Here is an 18,413-nt window from a genome sequence, read left to right as displayed (position 1 = left end):
GGCCGTTACTTCGTATCTGGCAGTCTGCTTGATCGATCTCCTTCGTCGCTCATCTGGCTGGTTTTCTGCCCACGTAAGCCGAAGCGTTCGAAGCCGCGGCCGGGTTCAGGTGCTGGGGTAGACGCGTGTTTCTATGGCGCGCCGCGTGCGGGTGCAGGCTGCGCCGGGCAGCGGTCACGCCTTGCAACAGTTGACGCGGCGACCAGGGATCTGAAGTGTGCGGAGCTCCGAACAATTCGCGCTCGAGTGCCCCGAGTTGCTGGTCCAACGCAGCGTCGCACGCGATCGCCTTGAAGGCACCAAGCGTATTGTTCGGCGGCGCCGCGTCGAGATGCGGCAGCCAGTCGAGCAGCGCGAAGTACACCGCCCTTGCATCGTGCTGCCGACCGGCGCGGCGAAGTCTACCGAAGGCAAAGGCCTCGGATCGCAGATACGCCTGCCGCCGCCGGTGATGATCGTCGGCGATTCGCCGCAGCACGCCGGGTGCGAACCACACGAGTGCCCCAATGCCGACAAGTGTGAGCAGCATGGCCAACCAGTGCTCGGCAAGAATGTCGACGAAGCCATCCCACGTCCAACTCTTGCTCGACTGGACCGCAGGCGCAGGACTACCGGCAGCCGGATTGACCGCGACCTTCAGCGGCACAGCATCAAGGTGAACCACCTCGAGCTTGCCGCTGCCGATATTCCACCAGCCGATATCGATCGCGGGCAACGAATAGTCGCCGGGCCGTTCCAGCATGTAGGTCGCGGAATCGACCCGGGTCGAGGTCGTTGCGTCGGTGCGTCGGTCGGTCCTGTCCTCAAGCGACGGTTGCGCCGGATAAAGCCTCAAACCGTCGACCGCTGCGAATGCGTGCGGAGGCAGGAGCATCGCGGGGGTGCCTTCCGCCCTGATCGTCACGGTTCGCGTCACGGCGTCTCCGGCCTTGAGCTGATCCGATGAACGCTTGACCTCCTGCTCGACCGTCAGCTTGCTGGCGGACAGGAATGGCCGCAGTTCGGCGGCAGCATCCGGGATGAACGCTTCGAACGAACGGCCAGTCAGCGCGATCTCGACCTCACGCGTCGCCGGCGGCTCGGCCGCATATTTAATGTGGACCTTCTTGCCGGAGATGGCGTAAGTGCCGGGTTCCTGCGGATAGATCGCGTATTCAAAACGCACCCCGGCGTAGGACACTCCGTCCCGCTGATCGTTGGTATTGACGCTCTGCAACTGTCGGGTCACGGCGTTGCGGAGCTGGAAGCTCGGCAGCTCCGGCGGCGACGTCATGTAGTTCGGCGCCAGCACGACGATGTGGAGCGCCGCCGGCTGCCCGACCACGACGCGCGGTGGATCGATCGTCAGTTGCACAATCGGCTCGGGCGTCCGGACCTGCTGCGCATGCACGCATTGCAGCGGCGCGGCCGCAGGCAGCAAGACAAGAGCGGCGAGCCAATGTCTCATGGCGACGCCCCTTTCTGCACCGGCGCCGCCGCCTGGATCGCGAATTTCAGCTTCAGGAAGTCTGCGGGCGAAGTCTGGACCTGGCGCATCCAGGCCTCCGCCGCGCTCGCGGTGGTGACGTCCGGCGGCGTGACCTTGATCGTCTTGCCGCCCTTCTGCTTGGAATCGACGCGCATCTCATCCGGCTTCAGCTCCGGAGGTGCGTTGTCGTCCTGCTCCTGCTTGCGGCGCTTCTCCTCCTTCGCGTCGAGAGCGGCCTGCACGATTGCGCGATTGGTCTTGGCGGCGAAATTGCCCGGCTGCACCTTCAGCACATCGTCGTAGGCTTGGATGGCTTTTTCAAAGGCGTGGTTCTGGGCCTGGGCATTGCCAAGCGCGAATGTGCCCTCCAGGGTTTTGACCTTTGAAAACTCCTGCGCCGCCACAATGAAGTCATAGGTACGGTATGCGGAGATGCCGCGCCACATTGGATCCGCAAATAGCCTTGCCGCGGCACGATAGTCGCCACGGTCGAAAGCGAGCCGCCCCTGCTGGTCCGGGGTCAACCAAAGACCGACAAAGCGCGACGTCTCGTCGGCCCGCGATGGGCCGGCGTGGGTCAGGACGAAGAAGGCAACGACCCATGCGACCGTCGTGCCGCGGCGGAACCAGAGCAGGGTCAACAGTACGAGCGGCAGCAGCAGCCAGAAACCCTCGTCCTGCCATCGCGTACCGAAGGCATCGCCCTGAGCGGACTGGAAGCGCGATTCGATCCGCCGCTCCAATCGCAGAATGTCGCTCCCGTCGATGCTGACCTGGACGGCGTCGCCTCCGAGCGGTCCGGACGTGGGGCCTGCGGTCACCGCGAGCATCACAAGATTGTTTCGCCCCGCTGCCTGCCGGAGCGCCACTGCGTCGGCAGCACCGAGATCATCGGCAATCACCAGGATCGTGCCGGCGACCGGCTCGGTCGCGAGCGACTGTGCAGCCAGGGTCACCGCACTCGCCACGTTCTTCCCATCGGTCGGCATCAATCCCGGCGCCAGCGCGGCGAGGAACGGTGCGATGACGGCACGGTCGTCGGTCAACGGCATCACCAGATGCGCCGTACCGGCATAGGCGATAAGTCCGTTTCTGGCGCCGGCACGGGCGACAAGAAGGTCCGAGATCTTCTGCTTCGCGCGTTCGAGACGCGAGGGCGCGACGTCGCTTTGGCTCATCGACGTGCCGACCGCGAGCGCGATCATCAGCGGCGCCTTGTCCTCGACAAAGGGCGGCAACTCGCGCCGCCAGGTCGGGCCGGACAGTGCGATGATGCCGAGCGTCATGGCGGCCGAAACGAGATACAGCGGATTGATGCTGCGCCCCCGGCCGGGCTGCACGATCAAATGATCGAGAAGATGCGGCGCGATCACGCCTCCCCACTGCGCCCGCACACTTTGCCGCCACAGCAACAGCGCAAACACGGCGGCAACCGGGATCAGCGCGACGAGCCACAGCGGGCGAAGCAGGTGAAGCGATATGGTAGCGGCATCATGCATGGCTGGGAACTCTTACCCGGCGCCATTCGCTCCCGAGCAGGAGCGCAAGCCACAGCAGCAGGCTGATGATGACGGCAGCGCCCAACGGCCACTGAAACAGCGGCAGCTTCGGCCGCCACGACAATGTCTGGAGTTTCGCCGGCGCGAGGCGGTCGATATCGGCGTAGATCGCCTGCAACTGTGCGCCGTCTTCGGCCCGGAAGAAATGACCACCGGTGGTGCTCGCAACCGACCGCAGCACACCGAGATCAACGCGATTCTCGCCGGAGGCGGCGGGATCACCGACGCCGATCGTGTACACGGCCACGCCGTTCTGATGCGCGATGTCCGCGGCATGTTCTGGCGGCACCCGGCTGGCCGTGTCGTTGCCGTCGGTCAGCAGGATCAGAAGCTTCTGTTTCGCCGTGCTGGTCGCAAAGATCTTGATGGCGAGACCGATGGTGTCGCCGATCGCTGTCTGCTGACCGGCCATACCGACCGCGGTCTGGTCGAGCAATTGCTGCGCCGTTTGCAGGTCCTGGGTGAACGGCACCTGCACATAAGCTCTGGTGCCGAACAGGATCAGCGCAACGCGGTCACCCTTCCGGCGCGCGATGAAATCCTTGACCACGCGCTTGACGCCGTCGAGCCGCGTCAGCGTCGAGCCCTCCGGCGTCTTGAAGTCGCGCTGCTCCATCGATCCCGATATGTCGATCGCCAGGATCAGGTCGCGCGCGGAGACCTCCCGCGTCACGGGATCGCCGACCCATTGCGGCCTTGCCAGAGCTGCAACCAGGAGAATCCAGATCGCGACCGCCGCGATCATCTGCACGGCGCGTCGTTCAAGCACCACGGCACCCCGTTGCGGCGTCTGGCCCGTTGCGGCCGCCAGCCGCTCGAAGAATGGCACCTGTATCGACGCTTGCCGGGCACGATAAGGAGGCAGCCACCACCACGCCAAAATTGGCAGCGGCAGCAACCCGAACAACCATGGCCAGGCGAACTCAAGCATGGTGCACCTTGATCCAGCGACGCACCAGGCCGGAGAGCGATTGCAGTTCGGCTTCGTCCGGTTGAACTGGCTGATACGGCCCACGGACAAGCAAACGGCCGGCACCTTGCGAAAACTCTTGCCCGCCATAGCGCCGGTCGAGAAATGAAAGCCATGCCGGTCCGGCCAGGGACGCCACCTGCTCGCGTGGGAAAGCCGCAAGCGCGGTTCGTCGGACCAGCAGCGTCAATCGCGTCAGCAGCTCTTCGCGCCCAGACGAGCTTGCCTGTTCCATCGCCCTCAACTCTGCGAGTGCCTCGCGCCGATAGCGGTTGGCGCGCCGATGGCGCACGAGCCACCACACCGTAGCGATCGCCACCGCCAGAAGCAGGGCAATCGCGCTCCGCGATTCCCAGGTCTGCGGCCACAGGCTGACTTCGCGCGGCAACGGGATGTCGACGAGGCCAGCGACCGGATCGATGTTGGCAGGTTGAGCTTCAGCCAAGCGTCGCCTCCGCTCCTCTGTGGCCGCCGCCGCGCCCGTGCCTGGCGGGCATCGCGCCAAGCAGGCGACGAAGCTGCGCGGCGGTCTCCTCGGCTGCGCTGAGCGGCAGCACGGGAATGCCGAGCTCGTGCGTCAGGGCAAAGACGCCCTTCAGGCGTTCCTCCGTCGCCTGAGAAATGCTCTTGCGAACACTGTCGCGCCCGACCTCGAGCCGGATCTGCAACTCGCCATCGGTCACGGTCATGCTGGCGGAGGGCGGCAGGTCACTTTGCAAGGGATCGTGGACCAGCAGGGCGACGACGTCATTGTGCCGCGCCATCGCGCCGATCATCTTGCGCGTCGCATCGTCGGCGCCGTCGAAATCGGTGATGATGATGACGATCGCGTCATGCAATGCGCGGCGCTGGGCATGCTCCAGCGCGGTATTGAGCATGGCCGGTGCGGAGACGAGACCGCGCCCGACGCCGAGCGCCTGGTTCTGCGTCACGATGGCCGAGAGGATCTGGAGCACGGTCGCCCGGCTGCGCCGTGACCTCACCTCGACCATATCCCGGTCGTTGAACACGATCGCGCCGACGCGGTCGCCGACACCGAGCACCCGCCAGGCGCCGATCGCCGCGGCCTGCGCCGCGGCCACCGACTTCATCGCAAGCCGGCTGCCGAAGAACATCGAGAGGCGCTGGTCGACCAGGAGAACCGCCTGCCGATCGCGCTCCTCATTGAAGACACGGATATGGGGCTTCTGCAGGCGTGCCGTCACCTTCCAGTCGATCGACCGGACATCGTCGCCGGCACGATAATCCCTGATCTCCTCGAAGTTGAGCCCGCGTCCGCGCATCCGCGAGGCGAAGCGGCCGGACAGCAGGCTGTGCACCGGCTGGCGCGGCAGGAAGGAAACCCTGCCTCCGCGCTGTTCGAGCGCGATCAGATCGTCGAGACCGATATAGACACCAGGCGTTTTGGCTAATGTCTCGGTCATGACGGCCTCAGGCTGATGCGACCAGCTCGACGATCTTGTCGATCACTTGGTCCGGCGTGACCCCCTGTGACACCGCGTCGTAGCTGAGGATCAACCGATGCCGCAGGCAGTCATGAACCACCGCACGTACGTGGTCAGGCGTCACGAACTCATATTCATCGAGCCAGGCGCGGGCGCGCGCGCAGCGGTCCAGCGCAAGGCTGCCACGCGGGCTGGCACCGACCTGGATCCATTTGCCCAGCGGGTCGCCATAGCGGCTCGGGAAACGAGTCGCGTAGATCACGTCCACCATATACTTCTGGGCGAGGTCGGAGACGAAGATCCCGTCGATCTCGCCGCGCGCGTCAAGGATCGTCTGTTGCGGTATCGACGGCGGCTCCGCGGCGTAGCCCTTCGGCTTCTGCGCGCTTTCGGCACGATTGAGCCTGATGATCTCGCCTTCGACGGCCTCGTCCGGATACGTGATGACGACATGCATGAGGAAGCGATCGAGCTGGGCCTCCGGCAGCGAGTAGGTGCCTTCCTGCTCGATCGGGTTCTCGGTCGCGAGCACCATGAACAGGTCGGGCATCTTGTAGGTCTTGCCGGCAACGGTGACCTGACGCTCTTCCATCGCTTCGAGCAGCGCCGACTGCACCTTTGCCGGCGCGCGGTTGATCTCGTCGGCAAGCACGAGGTTGGCGAAGATCGGTCCCTTCTGGAACTGGAATTGGCCACCCTTCTCCGTTTGAACATAGATCTCGGCGCCGGTCACATCGGATGGCAACAAATCAGGCGTGAATTGCACGCGCGACAGATCGGCGGCGAGATGCTTTGCCAGCGTCTTGACCGCGCGGGTCTTGGCAAGACCCGGGAGGCTCTCGATCAGGAGATTGCCGTTGGCAAGCAGCCCGATCAGCATGCTCTCGACCAGATGATCCTGGCCGAGCACGGACTCGCCAATCCGCGATTTGAGCTCGCGTACAGCGTTTCGCGCGCCCGCCGAGTGCTCAACCGCAGCGGCCTCGCTCCTTTGGCTGGCATCGAGATTGGACATCCGATCGCCTCTTTGAACCTGTTTGGCCTTGACTATCGACGCCGACCTCCGCCGTGGAAGCCGCCGCCTCCATGAAAGCCGCCACCTCCGCGAAAGCCCCCGCCTCTGTGGAGGCCACCGCCGCCCGCTCGGATCCCGCCTGCCCGGATCGCATGCGCGCGGACGCCACCACCACCGACACGTCCGCTGACCCGGGCGCGACTGACGCTTTTCCGTGAAACGGTAGCGCGACCGCCCGCTCCGGCACGGGTGCGGGTCACCTGCTTACGACTGGCATGGCGAGAAACGCCGGCGCCGCGATTTGCAGTACGTCGCGAAGCCACGTCCTTCGCGCGCCCGGCGCCGGCGTTCGAGAACCTTCCTCCCGGAGAGCCGGCGCGGTTGCGCAAGCCCTGACGCGCGGCGGCCGTATTGCCGCTGCCGAACCGTGCCGCGACGCCGGCGTTGTGATAGGCAACGCCGCCTCGATGCGCCGGATTATGGGTCCAGCCTGCATTCACAATGTTGGTGTGATTGAACTGATTGTATCGGTTGACGTTGATGTTCACGTCACGCCGCCACCAGTCGCAACGGCCCCAGATTGCGGCACCTGCCGCAACGCCGGCGGTGAAGCCGATCACACCTGCCGCAGCGTAGCCGGGCGGGTACCAGTAGAACGGCTGATACGCTGGATAATCCCATGCACCGTAGACAACCCCCGGGTCGTAGACCGGAACGTAGTAAGTATCGGGGTCGGCAGGTTCGATGACGATCGCTTGCTGCGTCCCGGCCGGCGGCGTGACGCCGGCAGGCGGCGCCGACTTCGTCACTGTCTGCTGTGGCGTGGACTTGAGGTTGCCCGCGGCATCTGCGCGCGCACGCAATGTTTGAACGGCGGCCATGACGTCCTGCTGCTGCGCCAGGAACGCATCGCCAAGCTGTTGGGTCCATTCGAGCTTCTCGCTCATCATCTGCAATGTCTGCGGGATCGCGGCGAGCGCCTTTACACTTGGATCCCACGACTGCTTCTGCATGGCATCCTCGAGCGCCTTCCCCTTGACGCCGGCGTTCTCCTTCGACCAGCGTGCGGCTTCCACCACTTCGAGCGGATAGGTCGATGCCATGAGGATTTGCGAAAGCAAAGAATCGGGATAGAGCGCGATCGGCGCGACGAGTTGCTCGATTTGCCCCTCGGACAGGGCGGCTGTTGCCGCCGGCACCGGACTTGCTGCCGGCGTCGGAGCCGGGCTGGCCTGGGGAGCGGGGCTACCGCCCTGAGCTTGGGCCGGACTATCCGGCGCTGCGGTTGGCGAAGCAGCCGGCGCCGTTGCTTGCGCCAGGGCGGGCATGGGCACGATGCCTGAGACAGGACTCAACAAGGCTGCGCAGACCACCGCGCTGCGCAACCTGTCCACGATCCGTTCACCCATCGCCGCGTCTCCTCTGCGTCACGTCTGCGCATCTCATTCAAGAGCGAGACTCCAGAATCCTTAAGCACTGCTCGCGCGCAGGATGCACCTGAAGCCAACATGGCTCGTCGATGTGTCGATCGGTTCCGCATGCCGCGCTGCGGGGCGATAGCGTCGGCAATAATTGGGCGCGCACAGGTGAGAGCCGCCCTTCAGCACCTTTCGTGGAATTCGAATATTGGGCTGGTGGGGATCGAGGCTCGCGCCTTCAGCGCCGCCGCGCGGATTTAGCGGAATGCAGCACGGCTTGGATGCGTCGGCCTCATGCTTCGCAGACCACCAATCGGCCGTCCATTCCCAGACATTGCCGATCATGTCGTGCAACCCGTAGCCATTCGGCGGGAAGGCCTTCACCGGCGAGGTGCGCTCATAGCCGTCGGTGACCAGATTTTGTGCTGGAAACTGGCCCTGCCACGTATTGGCCAAATGCTGGCCGCCGGGCGTGAACTCGTCGCCCCATGCAAACTCGGCACCGTCAAGTCCGCCACGTGCGGCAAACTCCCACTCGGCTTCCGTCGGAAGATCCTTGCCGGCCCATTGCGCGTAAGCGAGCGCATCGGCGTAGGTGACATGCACAACCGGGTGATCGTCGAGGTCCTTGATGTTGCTCTTTGGACCGTAAGGACGACGCCAGTTCGCGCCTTTCATGAAGGTCCACCACTGACTCCAGTCCCGCAGGTCGGTGACCTGCGCCGGCGGTGAGAACACAAGCGAGCCCGCATAAAGCATTTCGGGGCGTGCGCCGGGATAGTCTTTCGGATCCGGGATCACCTGCGCGGTCGTCACATGCCCGGTGGCGTTGACGAATTGCTTGAACTGCCGATTGGTCACGGGTGTTCGGTCGATCCAGAATCCGTCGACCGTCACGCGATGAACGGGCGCCTCTTCGTAATAATGGTCATTCGACCCCATGTGAAACGTGCCGGCCGGAATCCACGCCATATCTTCGATGATGCCGTGGTCCGGATCGCCGACAAATTCGGAAGGCAGCAACATCGTCCGATCTCCACCACTCCGCGGCGCGAATGATTGCGAGCCCTTGCCGACCTACTTTTCGTTCTTCAAGAGCGTGTCGATCGCTTCAATGATCTTCAAATCAGGATGAGCCCTGCAATAGAGGATCAGCTGGTGCTCTCCGGATTTTGCGCGTGTAATGTGGGCGTAGTGCTTTTTTGCGAGGCCGTTGTACCAGCCGCTGTACCAGGCCGCCAACATGTCGGCGTCTTCCTGATACGTTCCGGCAAGTTGGGCGCAAGTCAGCGCCTGAACGTCAACATACCCCTTTGAATCGGCATAGGTCGATAAAGGCGTTTGTGCTTGTGCGCCTGATGCGGCAAGCGCCAAAATGGCCATTGCGAGCACGACGCAGATTCGCTTCATGACTGACATGCGTAAATCACCCTTTTGCTTGAGACCCCGGCTCTTCCATCGAACTACCTGCTCGATCGTCGTTCGCTCACATTGACTTCGTCTCTCTTACTGAAAACTGAACACGCGTTTCCAATCATCCTTCATGCTGACAACGGTCCAGCCATTGGACTGCGCCGCATCAAGCGCCTTGTCGAGCCGACCGAACGAAGACTTCCGGTCGTACGAATATTCCCGGTCCGGGTCTGTGTGATGTACGATGAGACCGAAACGGCGACCGCTGGCTGCCGTTGTCCATTGCAGCATCTGAAAATCGCCATCCGAATTGCCGAAGGCCGCGATCGGCCGACGACCAATATGCGAATTGATGCCAACCGGCTTGCCCGGGCCATCGTCGATGAGATCGATGGCAGGCAAGCGGATCAACGCGGGCTGGCCCTTGTCGATATCGAACCTGGTCTTGATGCTGGAGCCCACGACCTGCTCCGGCGGTATGCCGTAGACGCGCTCGCTCCATGGCCGCATGAATTCGATGCCGCCGCCTGAAACAATGAAAGTCTTGAAACCGTTGGCCCGCAGATACCCGAGCAATTCCAGCATCGGTTTGTAGACCAGTTCGGTATAGGGTCTATTGAACTTCGGATGGCGCGCCGTTGCGATCCAGTCGCTGGCGATTTTTTCGAACTCCGCCGTCGTCATGCCGGCATGGGTCGCCATGACGAGCTCGATCAGGCCCTTTTCGCCGGCCTTGGCGAGAGCGGGGACGTCGTTGTCAAGCACAGCTTTGAACGGCTGCTTTTTTCTCCATTCCGGGTGCTTGTCGGACAACGCCTTTACCCGATCCAGCGCAAAGGCCAGCTGCACGTACATCGGCTGTTCGCACCAGAGCGTGCCGTCGTTGTCGAAGGTTGCGATGCGCTCCGAAATGGGCACAAACTCCGGTGCTCCTTCTTTCGTAACTGCAGAGACAAAGTCCAGGATCGCTTTTTTTGCCTGCCCCTCACTCCACGACGAAAGGGGACCCTCCTGCGCGAGCGCTGAATGACCGGACGGAGACATCGTGGCAGCCGAGGCCAGCAAGCCTGCCAGGATCGTCCGTCGGTCGACTGGAATTCGCTTCATAGGTCCCTGCCCATCCAAGTCAAAACGGAGAACGGAACGGCCTCGAATTGTTCGAGGCCGTTCCATGCGCTCGATCTAGTTGCCGGTGGGCAGGCCGACGCTGAAACCGTCCTTCGCGAGCTGCTCCCTGAAGAACTGGAACCGCTGATACTGCGTGAGGGTGATCGGCCCTGCATAGCTTTCGCTCTGGAGCTTGCGCGGAGGATACTTCACATATGTCTGCATCAGGTCTTTGGTCGCCCCGCTGATCGTGACCATGGTCCAGGTGCGCTCCGTGTAGTTGTTCATGAACACGTCATAGCGCTCCTGCGGGTCCTGCCAGAGATCGAAGACCTGTGGAACGGTCGCCACATATGAGTCCGGCCCCTTCCAGCCCAGGTTGCTATCGACTGCAAGACCTCCGGTCTTCACACCATCGTCGCCGCGCAGATTGAACACGGCCTTGTAGTTGCCGAGACGCACCGCGCCGGGCGTGAGTTCGTTCTCCGTAAAGTAGAACCAGGCCTTGCGCTCCGACTTTCCCGTTCCAAACAGGACCGGTGACATATCGTAGCTGTCGAACATGATGGGCTTACCCTCGCGGTCGTTCTCCGGCAGCTTCACGCCGGCAAGCTTGGCGAAGGTCGCCATGTAGTCGAGACCGCCAACAATGTCGGAGTTCTTCGTTCCGGGCTTGATGCCCGGGCCCCATGCGATGGACGGGACGCGGTTGCCGCCCTCACGGACGGTGCCCTTGGTGCCGCGGAATGGCGTGTAACCGGCGTCAGGATAGACGTCCTGCCACGCGCCGTTGTCGGTGGTCCAGAACACGTAAGTGTTCTTGTCGAGTCCAAGCGATCGCACCTTGTCCAAGATGCGGCCGATGCGCGTGTCGTTCTCCACCACCGAATCCGCGTACTTGCTCTTCGACAACGACTTCCCCTGGAAATCCGGAGCCGGCATGTTGGGTTGATGCACCTTCATGAAGTTGATGCTCATGAAGAAGGGCTCTTTCGATCCCTTGCTCCGGTCCAGATAGTCGAGCGACGCTTTCTCGACATAGTCATCGAAGAACGGAATGCCGACGATGCCCTTGTCCGGCGTGTTGACGTACTGGCCGTTGATCTTGAACTCCTCTTTCACCGGTTGCCCGGCATTTCCAGATAGTGCCCCCTTGGTCACTCGCTGGAACATGGCTCTCAACTCGGGGTCCATGTCCGGAAACCAGGTGGGATCGGCATAGGTATACGCGTTGAGATGATACAATCCCGCATACTTCATCTCGTCGTAGCCCTGCGCACTCGGAAGCGCGTAGTCGGCTTCGCCCAGATGCCATTTGCCGGTGAAGAAGGTCTTGTAACCGCCGGTCTTCAAGACCGAGGCCAGGGTCCATTCCGCTGCCGGCATGCCTCCGCCCTGTCCCTGGAATGCCACGGTCGTCATGCCGCTACGATTTGGTATCCGGCCGGTTTGCACGGCAGCCCGGCCGGGCGTGCAACTCGGCTGCGCATAGAATGACATGAATTGCATGCCTTCGGACGCGAGACGATCGATGCTTGGAGTCGGCATGCCACGATTTTCGCCGCCTCCATACGCGCCGGCGTCCCCGTAGCCGAAGTCATCCGACAGGATCAGGATGATGTTTGGCTTTTCGACCGGGGCTTGAGCCTGAGCTGCTGTTGCACCGATCCACAGCGGCACTGCCAGCGCCGCAAACGCGCACTGCCTCAATTTGTCTCTTATTGCGTCTTTCACGGCTCTCACCTCCTCGATTTCATTTGCAGCTTCCATTTGCAGCTTAACGTCGGCATCGCCGTTGCACTGCCGTTGCGGCGTTGCGAACGAAGGTCAGGACCAATTCATTCCGACACGTTTGCCATTCGATCGCCGGTGGCTCACGGGCGGCTCAAATGTGTCAGGATCTCCTCTTCCAGTTCGCCGAGGAGCGTGACGTATTCCTCGGCTCTTCGACCCCCTTCCCGATCTCCGTCCTTGACGGCCTGTTGCCAATGACGGAGCGCCCTCGACGCCTCCTCGTAGTCTGAACAAATCGATCTGAAATGCGGGTCGCGAACGAAGCGGCGCCGAATTTCAAGTTCGCGCTGCGGAAAACGGATCACGATGGATCGAATTCCCTCCATGGAACTACCGACATCGGGGAAGACCTAGGCACACGCGCATCAGCAAACACTATAAGCAGAACAAGCAGACAGCATCACAAGCAGCCAGCATCGCCCCGGGTGCAAGCGCGTCAAGGTACGAACATGTTCGTACCTCCCCCTTCAGCCAGCCATGGGTTAGGACTCGCGTCATTGTTAGCCGCATCTCAGACAGGGAGGTCCAACATGATGAATGTAAGGTTGCTCAGAACTTTAGCTTTGCTTGTCCCGGTGCTTGGCGCCGCGTACCCGGCGGAGGCTGCGCCAAAGAAGAGCGTTGATGCGATCCGCGCCGAATGTTTCAGGCAAGCGAACGAAGCTGCCGCGGCCGGCGCGGCTAACATGACGAGCGGAGCCGCTAATGCGCGGAACGCTGCGGGCTATTCCGCCTACCGTGACTGCGCGCGCAAGAATGGCATTCGACCGTAGGAACGACGCGCCTTTTCTTCACTGCACACTGAGGACGGCCGCGCTGGCGCTCCTCAGTGTGCGCGGAATCGGCAAGCAGGGGCGCGAGGATCATCCTTCAAGCTTCGAACCTGTTTCGCGGAGAATACTTCCCGGCTGGTCGCCACCCGGTTCCGCCGCAGCCGACATTTTGTCCTGACTAATCGGAACAACATTACGGCCCTATGCACGAAAAGGTGCGCAAGGACGCGCCGATTGGCGCAGCAAATGAGAGCGATCACGAGCCCGCTCTTCGCGCTGCGCGATCCTGCTGCGACAATAGCGCGCATAGGCGGGTCCTATCGATCAGCAAGAGAAAAAATAACCAGCGATCAGAGGTGGAGGGATGGCTCGCTTGTGAGTTGCAATTGCGGATAAGTGACACTAGAATTTTTTGCAAGAACCCTCTTTGCAAGAACCCTCGTGGGCTCGCAAATTCGATGCGTAAATTGCCCATTGCGTCTGAACGCGATTCGTCCGACGTCACCTGCCGCGAAGGCGCCGGGCTGTCGCCGAAGGATGTATGGACCGAGCTGGAGCGCATCTTCTCAAGCACGCACTTCCAGGCCAGCGAGCGGCGGCGCGCATTTCTTCGCTTCATCGTCGATGAAACGCTTTCGGGGCGCGCCGACAGCCTGAAGGGCTTTACCATAGCCTTGGCCGTATTCGGCCGTGACGACTCCTTCGATCCCCAAGCCGACCCGGTCGTCCGCCTCGAAGCCCGACGGTTGCGCCGCGATCTCGACAGCTACTATATGGACGCCGGCCAAAATGACGCGGTCCGCATTTCGATTCCAAAGGGCTCGTACGTTCCCAATTTCGAATGGCATGGCGCGCCGCCTGCCACCTCAACTAGCCATCAAGCGTCGGAGATTCGGGATCGTTCGACGCATGATGTCGCAGGCAATGGCAGGTCGGCGAGCAAGCCAGGTTTTCTCCGTCATTTCCCGATCGTCGCGGCGTTCGTTGTCGGTCTGGCTATCGGAGTGCTGGGATGGATCTTGCTCTCCGGCAGGACGCGACCTCATTTGAGCTCCTCGCGCGACCCTGCCGTGCTGGTTATGCCATTCGAGGTACTGAGCCCCGGAGAAGGCACACGCTATTTCGCAATTGGAATAGGTCAGGAACTGGTCGGCAATTTGTTTCGGTTTGCCGGCTTCCGACTATACACTTTCCCGTTCGGGTCGGACCAGGACTCCAGCCTGGCGGCCGTGCAGCTCGCACGCAAGCTTGGCGTCACTTATGTCATTAATGGAAGCGTCCAGACGAATACCGACGAGGTGCGCGTCACGACGCGAGTAGTGAATGCGACAAATGGCGAGGTCGTCTGGACGAAGACCTACGCCCGACCGTCCAATTCCCAGTCTCTCATGGGTGTCCAGGCGGATCTTGCAGACGAGATTGCTACCGTGATCGGCCAGCCTTATGGCGTGGTCAAGAGCGATTTGGGCAACAGTCCATCGCCGCCTGCAGTATCGAACATGGAAAGCTACGCGTGCGTCCTGCGCGCCTATGGCTACCGCCGAAATTTCTCGCGGACGGAATTCGATCCCGTTCTGCGTTGCCTTGAGCAGACCGTTCGACGCGATCCAGGCTATAGTGATGGCTGGGCCATGCTCGGATGGCTGCACGTCGATGCAGGGCGACTGGGGTATACGGGTGACGGTAACCGGCAAAAGGAATACGAGAAGGCCCTCGAGGCGACTGCCCATGCGGTGACCCTGCAACCGAACAACCCACTGGCGCTCAAAGCCCTCGGCGCTGCCTACTATTATGTGGGGCGATACGAAGAAAGCGAGCGTGTCACCCGTCAAGCGGTGGCGCTCAATCCGAATGATCCGGAGGTCCTCGCCCAACTTGGCTGGCGGCTTGCCGCACGTGGGAATTTCGAAGAAGGGATTCCGATCCTCAAGCGCGCAATCGAGCGCAGTTTGAACCCTCCGAGCTGGTACTTTCATCTCATCGCCATTGATCTTTATTTGAAAGGAAACTACCCGCAAATGCGTGCGGTCGCAGAACGATCCCAGCTCGGCGATGCCGGGTTCAGTCAGCTCCTGCTCGCCGTGGCGAATGACGAGCTTGGAAATCGAGACGCTGCACGGCAGGCCTTGGAAAAAATGTCACAGTACGAACCCGTGGCTCGCGATCCGGAGGGCTTTCTGCGTCGCCACGGCGCAACGGATCAAATTGTCGACGCTCTGATGACGGGCCTACGCAAAGCCCAATCGATCGCCTCCAAATGATCCGGTCGGCTTGTCCTCGTTGACGTCCCACCGTGCTTGCGCTTTGCCAAGTTTTCGTTATTCGTTTTCGTTATTCGAATTGATGCCAGTCGACGATTGGAGCAGCGGTTGAAGCTGCCGCACGCGAATGCAGGCTCGAGGGTCCCCGTTTGACACCGTCTAAGTCGCGCTCCGGTCGATCGAACAAGCGCCCAGGGCATAAAGGCCGCAATCGGAACGACGGTATTTCGAAAAGCGAGCCGTCCGCAAATCGCATCCGCATCATTGCTGCCGTAACTGCCCTCCTGCTGATCGGCTGCGGCCTCGTCTACTGGCTTGTCTTCGGCACGGGAACGCATTTGCCGTTCGAAGGCCGGAAGTCCGCGGCTTCGCCTGACGTCGCAAAATTTGTCGGCAGCGAGACCTGCGCCGGTTGCCATCGGGAGGAAGCGGACCTTTGGCGGCAATCACAGCACAAGCATGCGATGGATCATGCGACCGAAAAGACCGTGCTTGGCGACTTCAACAATGCAAGTTTTGAACATTTCGGGACGCGCAGCCGCTTCTTTCGCAAGGATGGCAAGTTCTTCGTCGAGACCGACGGACCTGACGGCTCTCTGACCGAGTACGAAATCAAATATACGTTCGGCATCGATCCGCTTCAGCAATATCTGATCGAGTTTCCCGACGGTCGCTTGCAGGCTCTGACGATCGCCTGGGACGCGCGCCCCAAGGAGAAGGGCGGACAACGGTGGTTTCATCTTTATCCGGACGAGAAGATTGACCACGGCGACATTCTCCACTGGACGAAATTGAATCAGAACTGGAACTTCATGTGCAGTGAATGCCACTCCACGGGGGTTCGGAAAAACTACGATTCCTCGACCAATCGCTTCAACACGACGTGGGCCGAAATCAGCGTCGGCTGCGAAGCCTGTCATGGTCAGGGTTCGAACCATGTCGGCTGGGCGTCGGCGAAGAAGAGCATGTGGCCGTTTGGCAAGACCGATGATGAGATGATGGGACTGTTGGTCCGCTTTACAGAACGGCGGGACGTCTCGTGGTCGCATGAAAAGAATGTCGCCACGGCTGCACGCAGTTTGCCGCCCGCAACGCTGCGCAAGGAGGTCGAAACCTGCGGTCTCTGTCACGCAAGGCGCGGGCAGATCTCGGAGAATTGGATTCCTGGCCAATGGCTGTCGGAAACCCATACGGTTTCGCCCTTGTCCAGAGGACTCTACTATCCGGACGGGCAGATGCAGGACGAGGTCTACAACTATGGCTCGTTCAAGCAGAGCAAGATGTTCGCGGCAGGCGTGACCTGCAGCGACTGCCACGATCCGCACAGCGGCAAGACGCGCCTCTCGGGAGACAACGTCTGCCTGCAATGTCACGCGCCTGAAAGTTTTGCAGTCCCCTCCCATCGTCAACACGCCGCCGTGACTCCGCCGCCGACCTGCGCGTCATGCCACATGCCCATCCATACCTATATGGTCGTGGATCAACGGCACGATCACAGTTTTCGGGTGCCGCGCCCAGATCTGTCCGTGCAGCTTGGCACGCCAAATGCGTGCAATGACTGTCACAAGGACAAGCCGGCGGAATGGGCGGCGGCTGCCATCGAGCGCTGGCATGGCCCCGAACGCAAGGGCTTTCAGGCCTACGGACCTGCGTTTCATGCGGCCTGGACCGACCAGATCGGTGCGGCCGCTTCCCTGGCGAGTATTGCCGTTAACGCGCAGAATCCAGGATTCGCCCGCGCTGGCGCCCTTGCCGAGTTGAACGTCTACTTGTCTCCAGATGTCGTAAACATTGCGCGCACCGGCCTGAACGATCCGGATCCGATGGTGCGTATCGGCGCACTCGACATGCTGAATGGCATTCCCGTACAACGGCTCTGGCCGATTGCAGCCAGCGCACTCGCAGACCCGGTGCGGGGCGTTCGCATCCGCGCCGCATCCCTCCTGGCGGGATTGCCGGCATCGCTTCAGCCGCCGGAGCATCGCGCCGACTACGAAAAAGCGGCGCAGGAATTTATCGAAGCCCAGCGCTTGAATGCCGACCGGCCGGAAGGGCGGACCACTCTCGGGACCTTCTTCGCGCGCGAGGGTCAAGTGGCCAACGCCGAAGCAGAATACCTCGCCGCGCTGCGCCTCAGTGATCAGTATGCGCCTGCGGCCGTCAATCTGGCAAATCTTTATGCGCAACAGAGACGGGAAGACCGGGCCGAAGCCATCCTGCGCAAGTCGATCGCGTCGGCCCCGCGCGATGCGGCACTTCGTCACGCACTTGGTCTGACGCTGGTCCGTGCAGGACGTCCACAAGAGGCGTTGGAGGAACTTCACCACGCCAGCGATCTGCAACCCGATCAAGCACGATACGCATACGTTTATGCAATCGCGCTTCATTCGTCGGGCCGAGTATCGGATGCGATCAGGCAACTTGAAGGGAATGCCGAGCGCCACCCCGCGGACCGCGACACCCTTTCCGCTTTGGTGAACTTCAATCGCGAGACCGGGAACGCGGTGAGCGCGCTCAAATACGCCGAGCAGTTGGCGAGGATCGTACCGAACGATCAGGACATCGCCCGCATCGTCCGCGAGTTGGAGGAGACCTCGAAAAAACAATCGCGCCCGTGATCAACCCAACCGGAGCGTGACCATATCGACGTCCTGCTCGATTCGATCAATTGTGCTCGAAAGCAAGACCGAGATCTAGGACGATAAGCTCAGCATTAGAGTCGGTTGGGCTAGCGTGCGCCGCTAAGTTCCTAAGCCTTTTATCTGTTGCGGGACCGATCCGGAACCGAAGGCGACTATGCTCCCGTTATCGACCGCTTGCGGTGTCTGTCTTGTTGCAGCCACGCAACAGCGCTAGTGAGTTTCATTTCACCACCTCCGGTTGACACGATTGAGCCACTTTCCAGCATGAGGATTCGAACGTGCACGGCCACATGTTGGAGAGCTGCACAGCTCTTCGATAGGCCCGGTGGGGACGCGATCGGGAGAATTGCGGAGTGGGCATTTCGCGAGTCCAATTGACTCCGATCACATTGAATTGGCAGTGCGCGTATCCCGCGGATCGGCAGTGGCAGGTGCGGCTCCGCCCATTTTTGCTGGGAACAGCACTCGTGGTCGCTTCCGGGAACGTCGCGATCGCTGCGGACAGAATCCATCTCGGTTTCGACGGCTATCGCTCCGCGACCAATGAC

14 protein-coding genes are annotated in these 18,413 nt (G+C 61.7%); 2 read left to right on the top strand and 12 right to left on the bottom strand.

From position 1 onward, the window contains the following. Positions 1-49 precede the first annotated feature (49 nt). The 12 genes from ABIB78_RS02100 to ABIB78_RS02045 form a co-directional block, all read right to left on the bottom strand. Positions 50-1,447 carry a BatD family protein gene (locus tag ABIB78_RS02100; RefSeq protein WP_429020864.1) on the bottom strand — a complete coding sequence of 466 codons (1,398 nt, stop codon included), beginning with the start codon at positions 1,445-1,447 and terminating at the stop codon, positions 50-52. Next, positions 1,444-2,967: a VWA domain-containing protein gene (locus tag ABIB78_RS02095; protein WP_429020861.1), complete on the bottom strand. Its 1,524-nt coding sequence runs from the start codon at positions 2,965-2,967 to the stop codon at positions 1,444-1,446. Before ABIB78_RS02095 ends, ABIB78_RS02100 begins: the two co-directional genes overlap by 4 nt. After that, entirely contained in the window at positions 2,960-3,958 is a 999-nt protein-coding gene (locus ABIB78_RS02090; RefSeq protein WP_429020859.1) for a vWA domain-containing protein, read from the bottom strand. The genes ABIB78_RS02095 and ABIB78_RS02090 overlap by 8 nt, the downstream gene beginning before the upstream one ends. Next, entirely contained in the window at positions 3,951-4,442 is a 492-nt protein-coding gene (locus tag ABIB78_RS02085) for a DUF4381 domain-containing protein (protein WP_429020856.1), read from the bottom strand. Before ABIB78_RS02085 ends, ABIB78_RS02090 begins: the two co-directional genes overlap by 8 nt. Continuing rightward, positions 4,435-5,421: a DUF58 domain-containing protein gene (locus tag ABIB78_RS02080; RefSeq protein WP_429020853.1), complete on the bottom strand. Its 987-nt coding sequence runs from the start codon at positions 5,419-5,421 to the stop codon at positions 4,435-4,437. The genes ABIB78_RS02085 and ABIB78_RS02080 overlap by 8 nt, the downstream gene beginning before the upstream one ends. Positions 5,422-5,428: 7 nt before the next feature. After that, positions 5,429-6,457: an AAA family ATPase gene (locus tag ABIB78_RS02075; protein ID WP_429020851.1), complete on the bottom strand. Its 1,029-nt coding sequence runs from the start codon at positions 6,455-6,457 to the stop codon at positions 5,429-5,431. Positions 6,458-6,489: 32 nt separating this feature from the next. After that, positions 6,490-7,866, bottom strand: a complete 1,377-nt coding sequence (locus tag ABIB78_RS02070) for a DUF3300 domain-containing protein (protein ID WP_429020848.1) — start codon at positions 7,864-7,866, stop codon at positions 6,490-6,492. A 60-nt stretch (positions 7,867-7,926) separates the two neighbouring features. Next, on the bottom strand, positions 7,927-8,901 hold the full coding sequence (locus ABIB78_RS02065; protein ID WP_429020845.1) for a formylglycine-generating enzyme family protein: 975 nt from the start codon (positions 8,899-8,901) through the stop codon (positions 7,927-7,929). Positions 8,902-8,952: 51 nt separating this feature from the next. Next, on the bottom strand, positions 8,953-9,285 hold the full coding sequence (locus ABIB78_RS02060; protein ID WP_429021518.1) for an HdeA/HdeB family chaperone: 333 nt from the start codon (positions 9,283-9,285) through the stop codon (positions 8,953-8,955). Positions 9,286-9,381: 96 nt separating this feature from the next. After that, on the bottom strand, positions 9,382-10,332 hold the full coding sequence (locus ABIB78_RS02055; protein WP_429021516.1) for an HAD family hydrolase: 951 nt from the start codon (positions 10,330-10,332) through the stop codon (positions 9,382-9,384). Between the two features lie 138 nt (positions 10,333-10,470). Continuing rightward, positions 10,471-12,165: an arylsulfatase gene (locus ABIB78_RS02050; protein WP_429020842.1), complete on the bottom strand. Its 1,695-nt coding sequence runs from the start codon at positions 12,163-12,165 to the stop codon at positions 10,471-10,473. A gap of 104 nt (positions 12,166-12,269) precedes the next feature. Continuing rightward, positions 12,270-12,494, bottom strand: coding sequence for a hypothetical protein (locus tag ABIB78_RS02045; RefSeq protein WP_429020840.1), 225 nt, complete (start codon positions 12,492-12,494; stop codon positions 12,270-12,272). A gap of 926 nt (positions 12,495-13,420) precedes the next feature. On the opposite strand from ABIB78_RS02045, the gene ABIB78_RS02040 reads away from it, so the two are divergent. Continuing rightward, positions 13,421-15,223 carry a tetratricopeptide repeat protein gene (locus tag ABIB78_RS02040; RefSeq protein WP_429020837.1) on the top strand — a complete coding sequence of 601 codons (1,803 nt, stop codon included), beginning with the start codon at positions 13,421-13,423 and terminating at the stop codon, positions 15,221-15,223. A 149-nt stretch (positions 15,224-15,372) separates the two neighbouring features. After that, the gene (locus tag ABIB78_RS02035) at positions 15,373-17,841 is read left to right on the top strand and encodes a tetratricopeptide repeat protein (RefSeq protein WP_429020835.1); all 2,469 of its coding nucleotides are present in this window, start codon (positions 15,373-15,375) and stop codon (positions 17,839-17,841) included. The last annotated feature ends 572 nt before the right edge of the window (positions 17,842-18,413 follow it).

The sequence above is a fragment of the Bradyrhizobium sp. I1.14.4 genome (assembly GCF_050435825.1).
Classification (GTDB): Bacteria; Pseudomonadota; Alphaproteobacteria; order Rhizobiales; family Xanthobacteraceae; genus Bradyrhizobium.
Note: the sequence above shows the minus strand (reverse complement) of the source record. Positions and strands in the feature narration are given on the sequence as shown.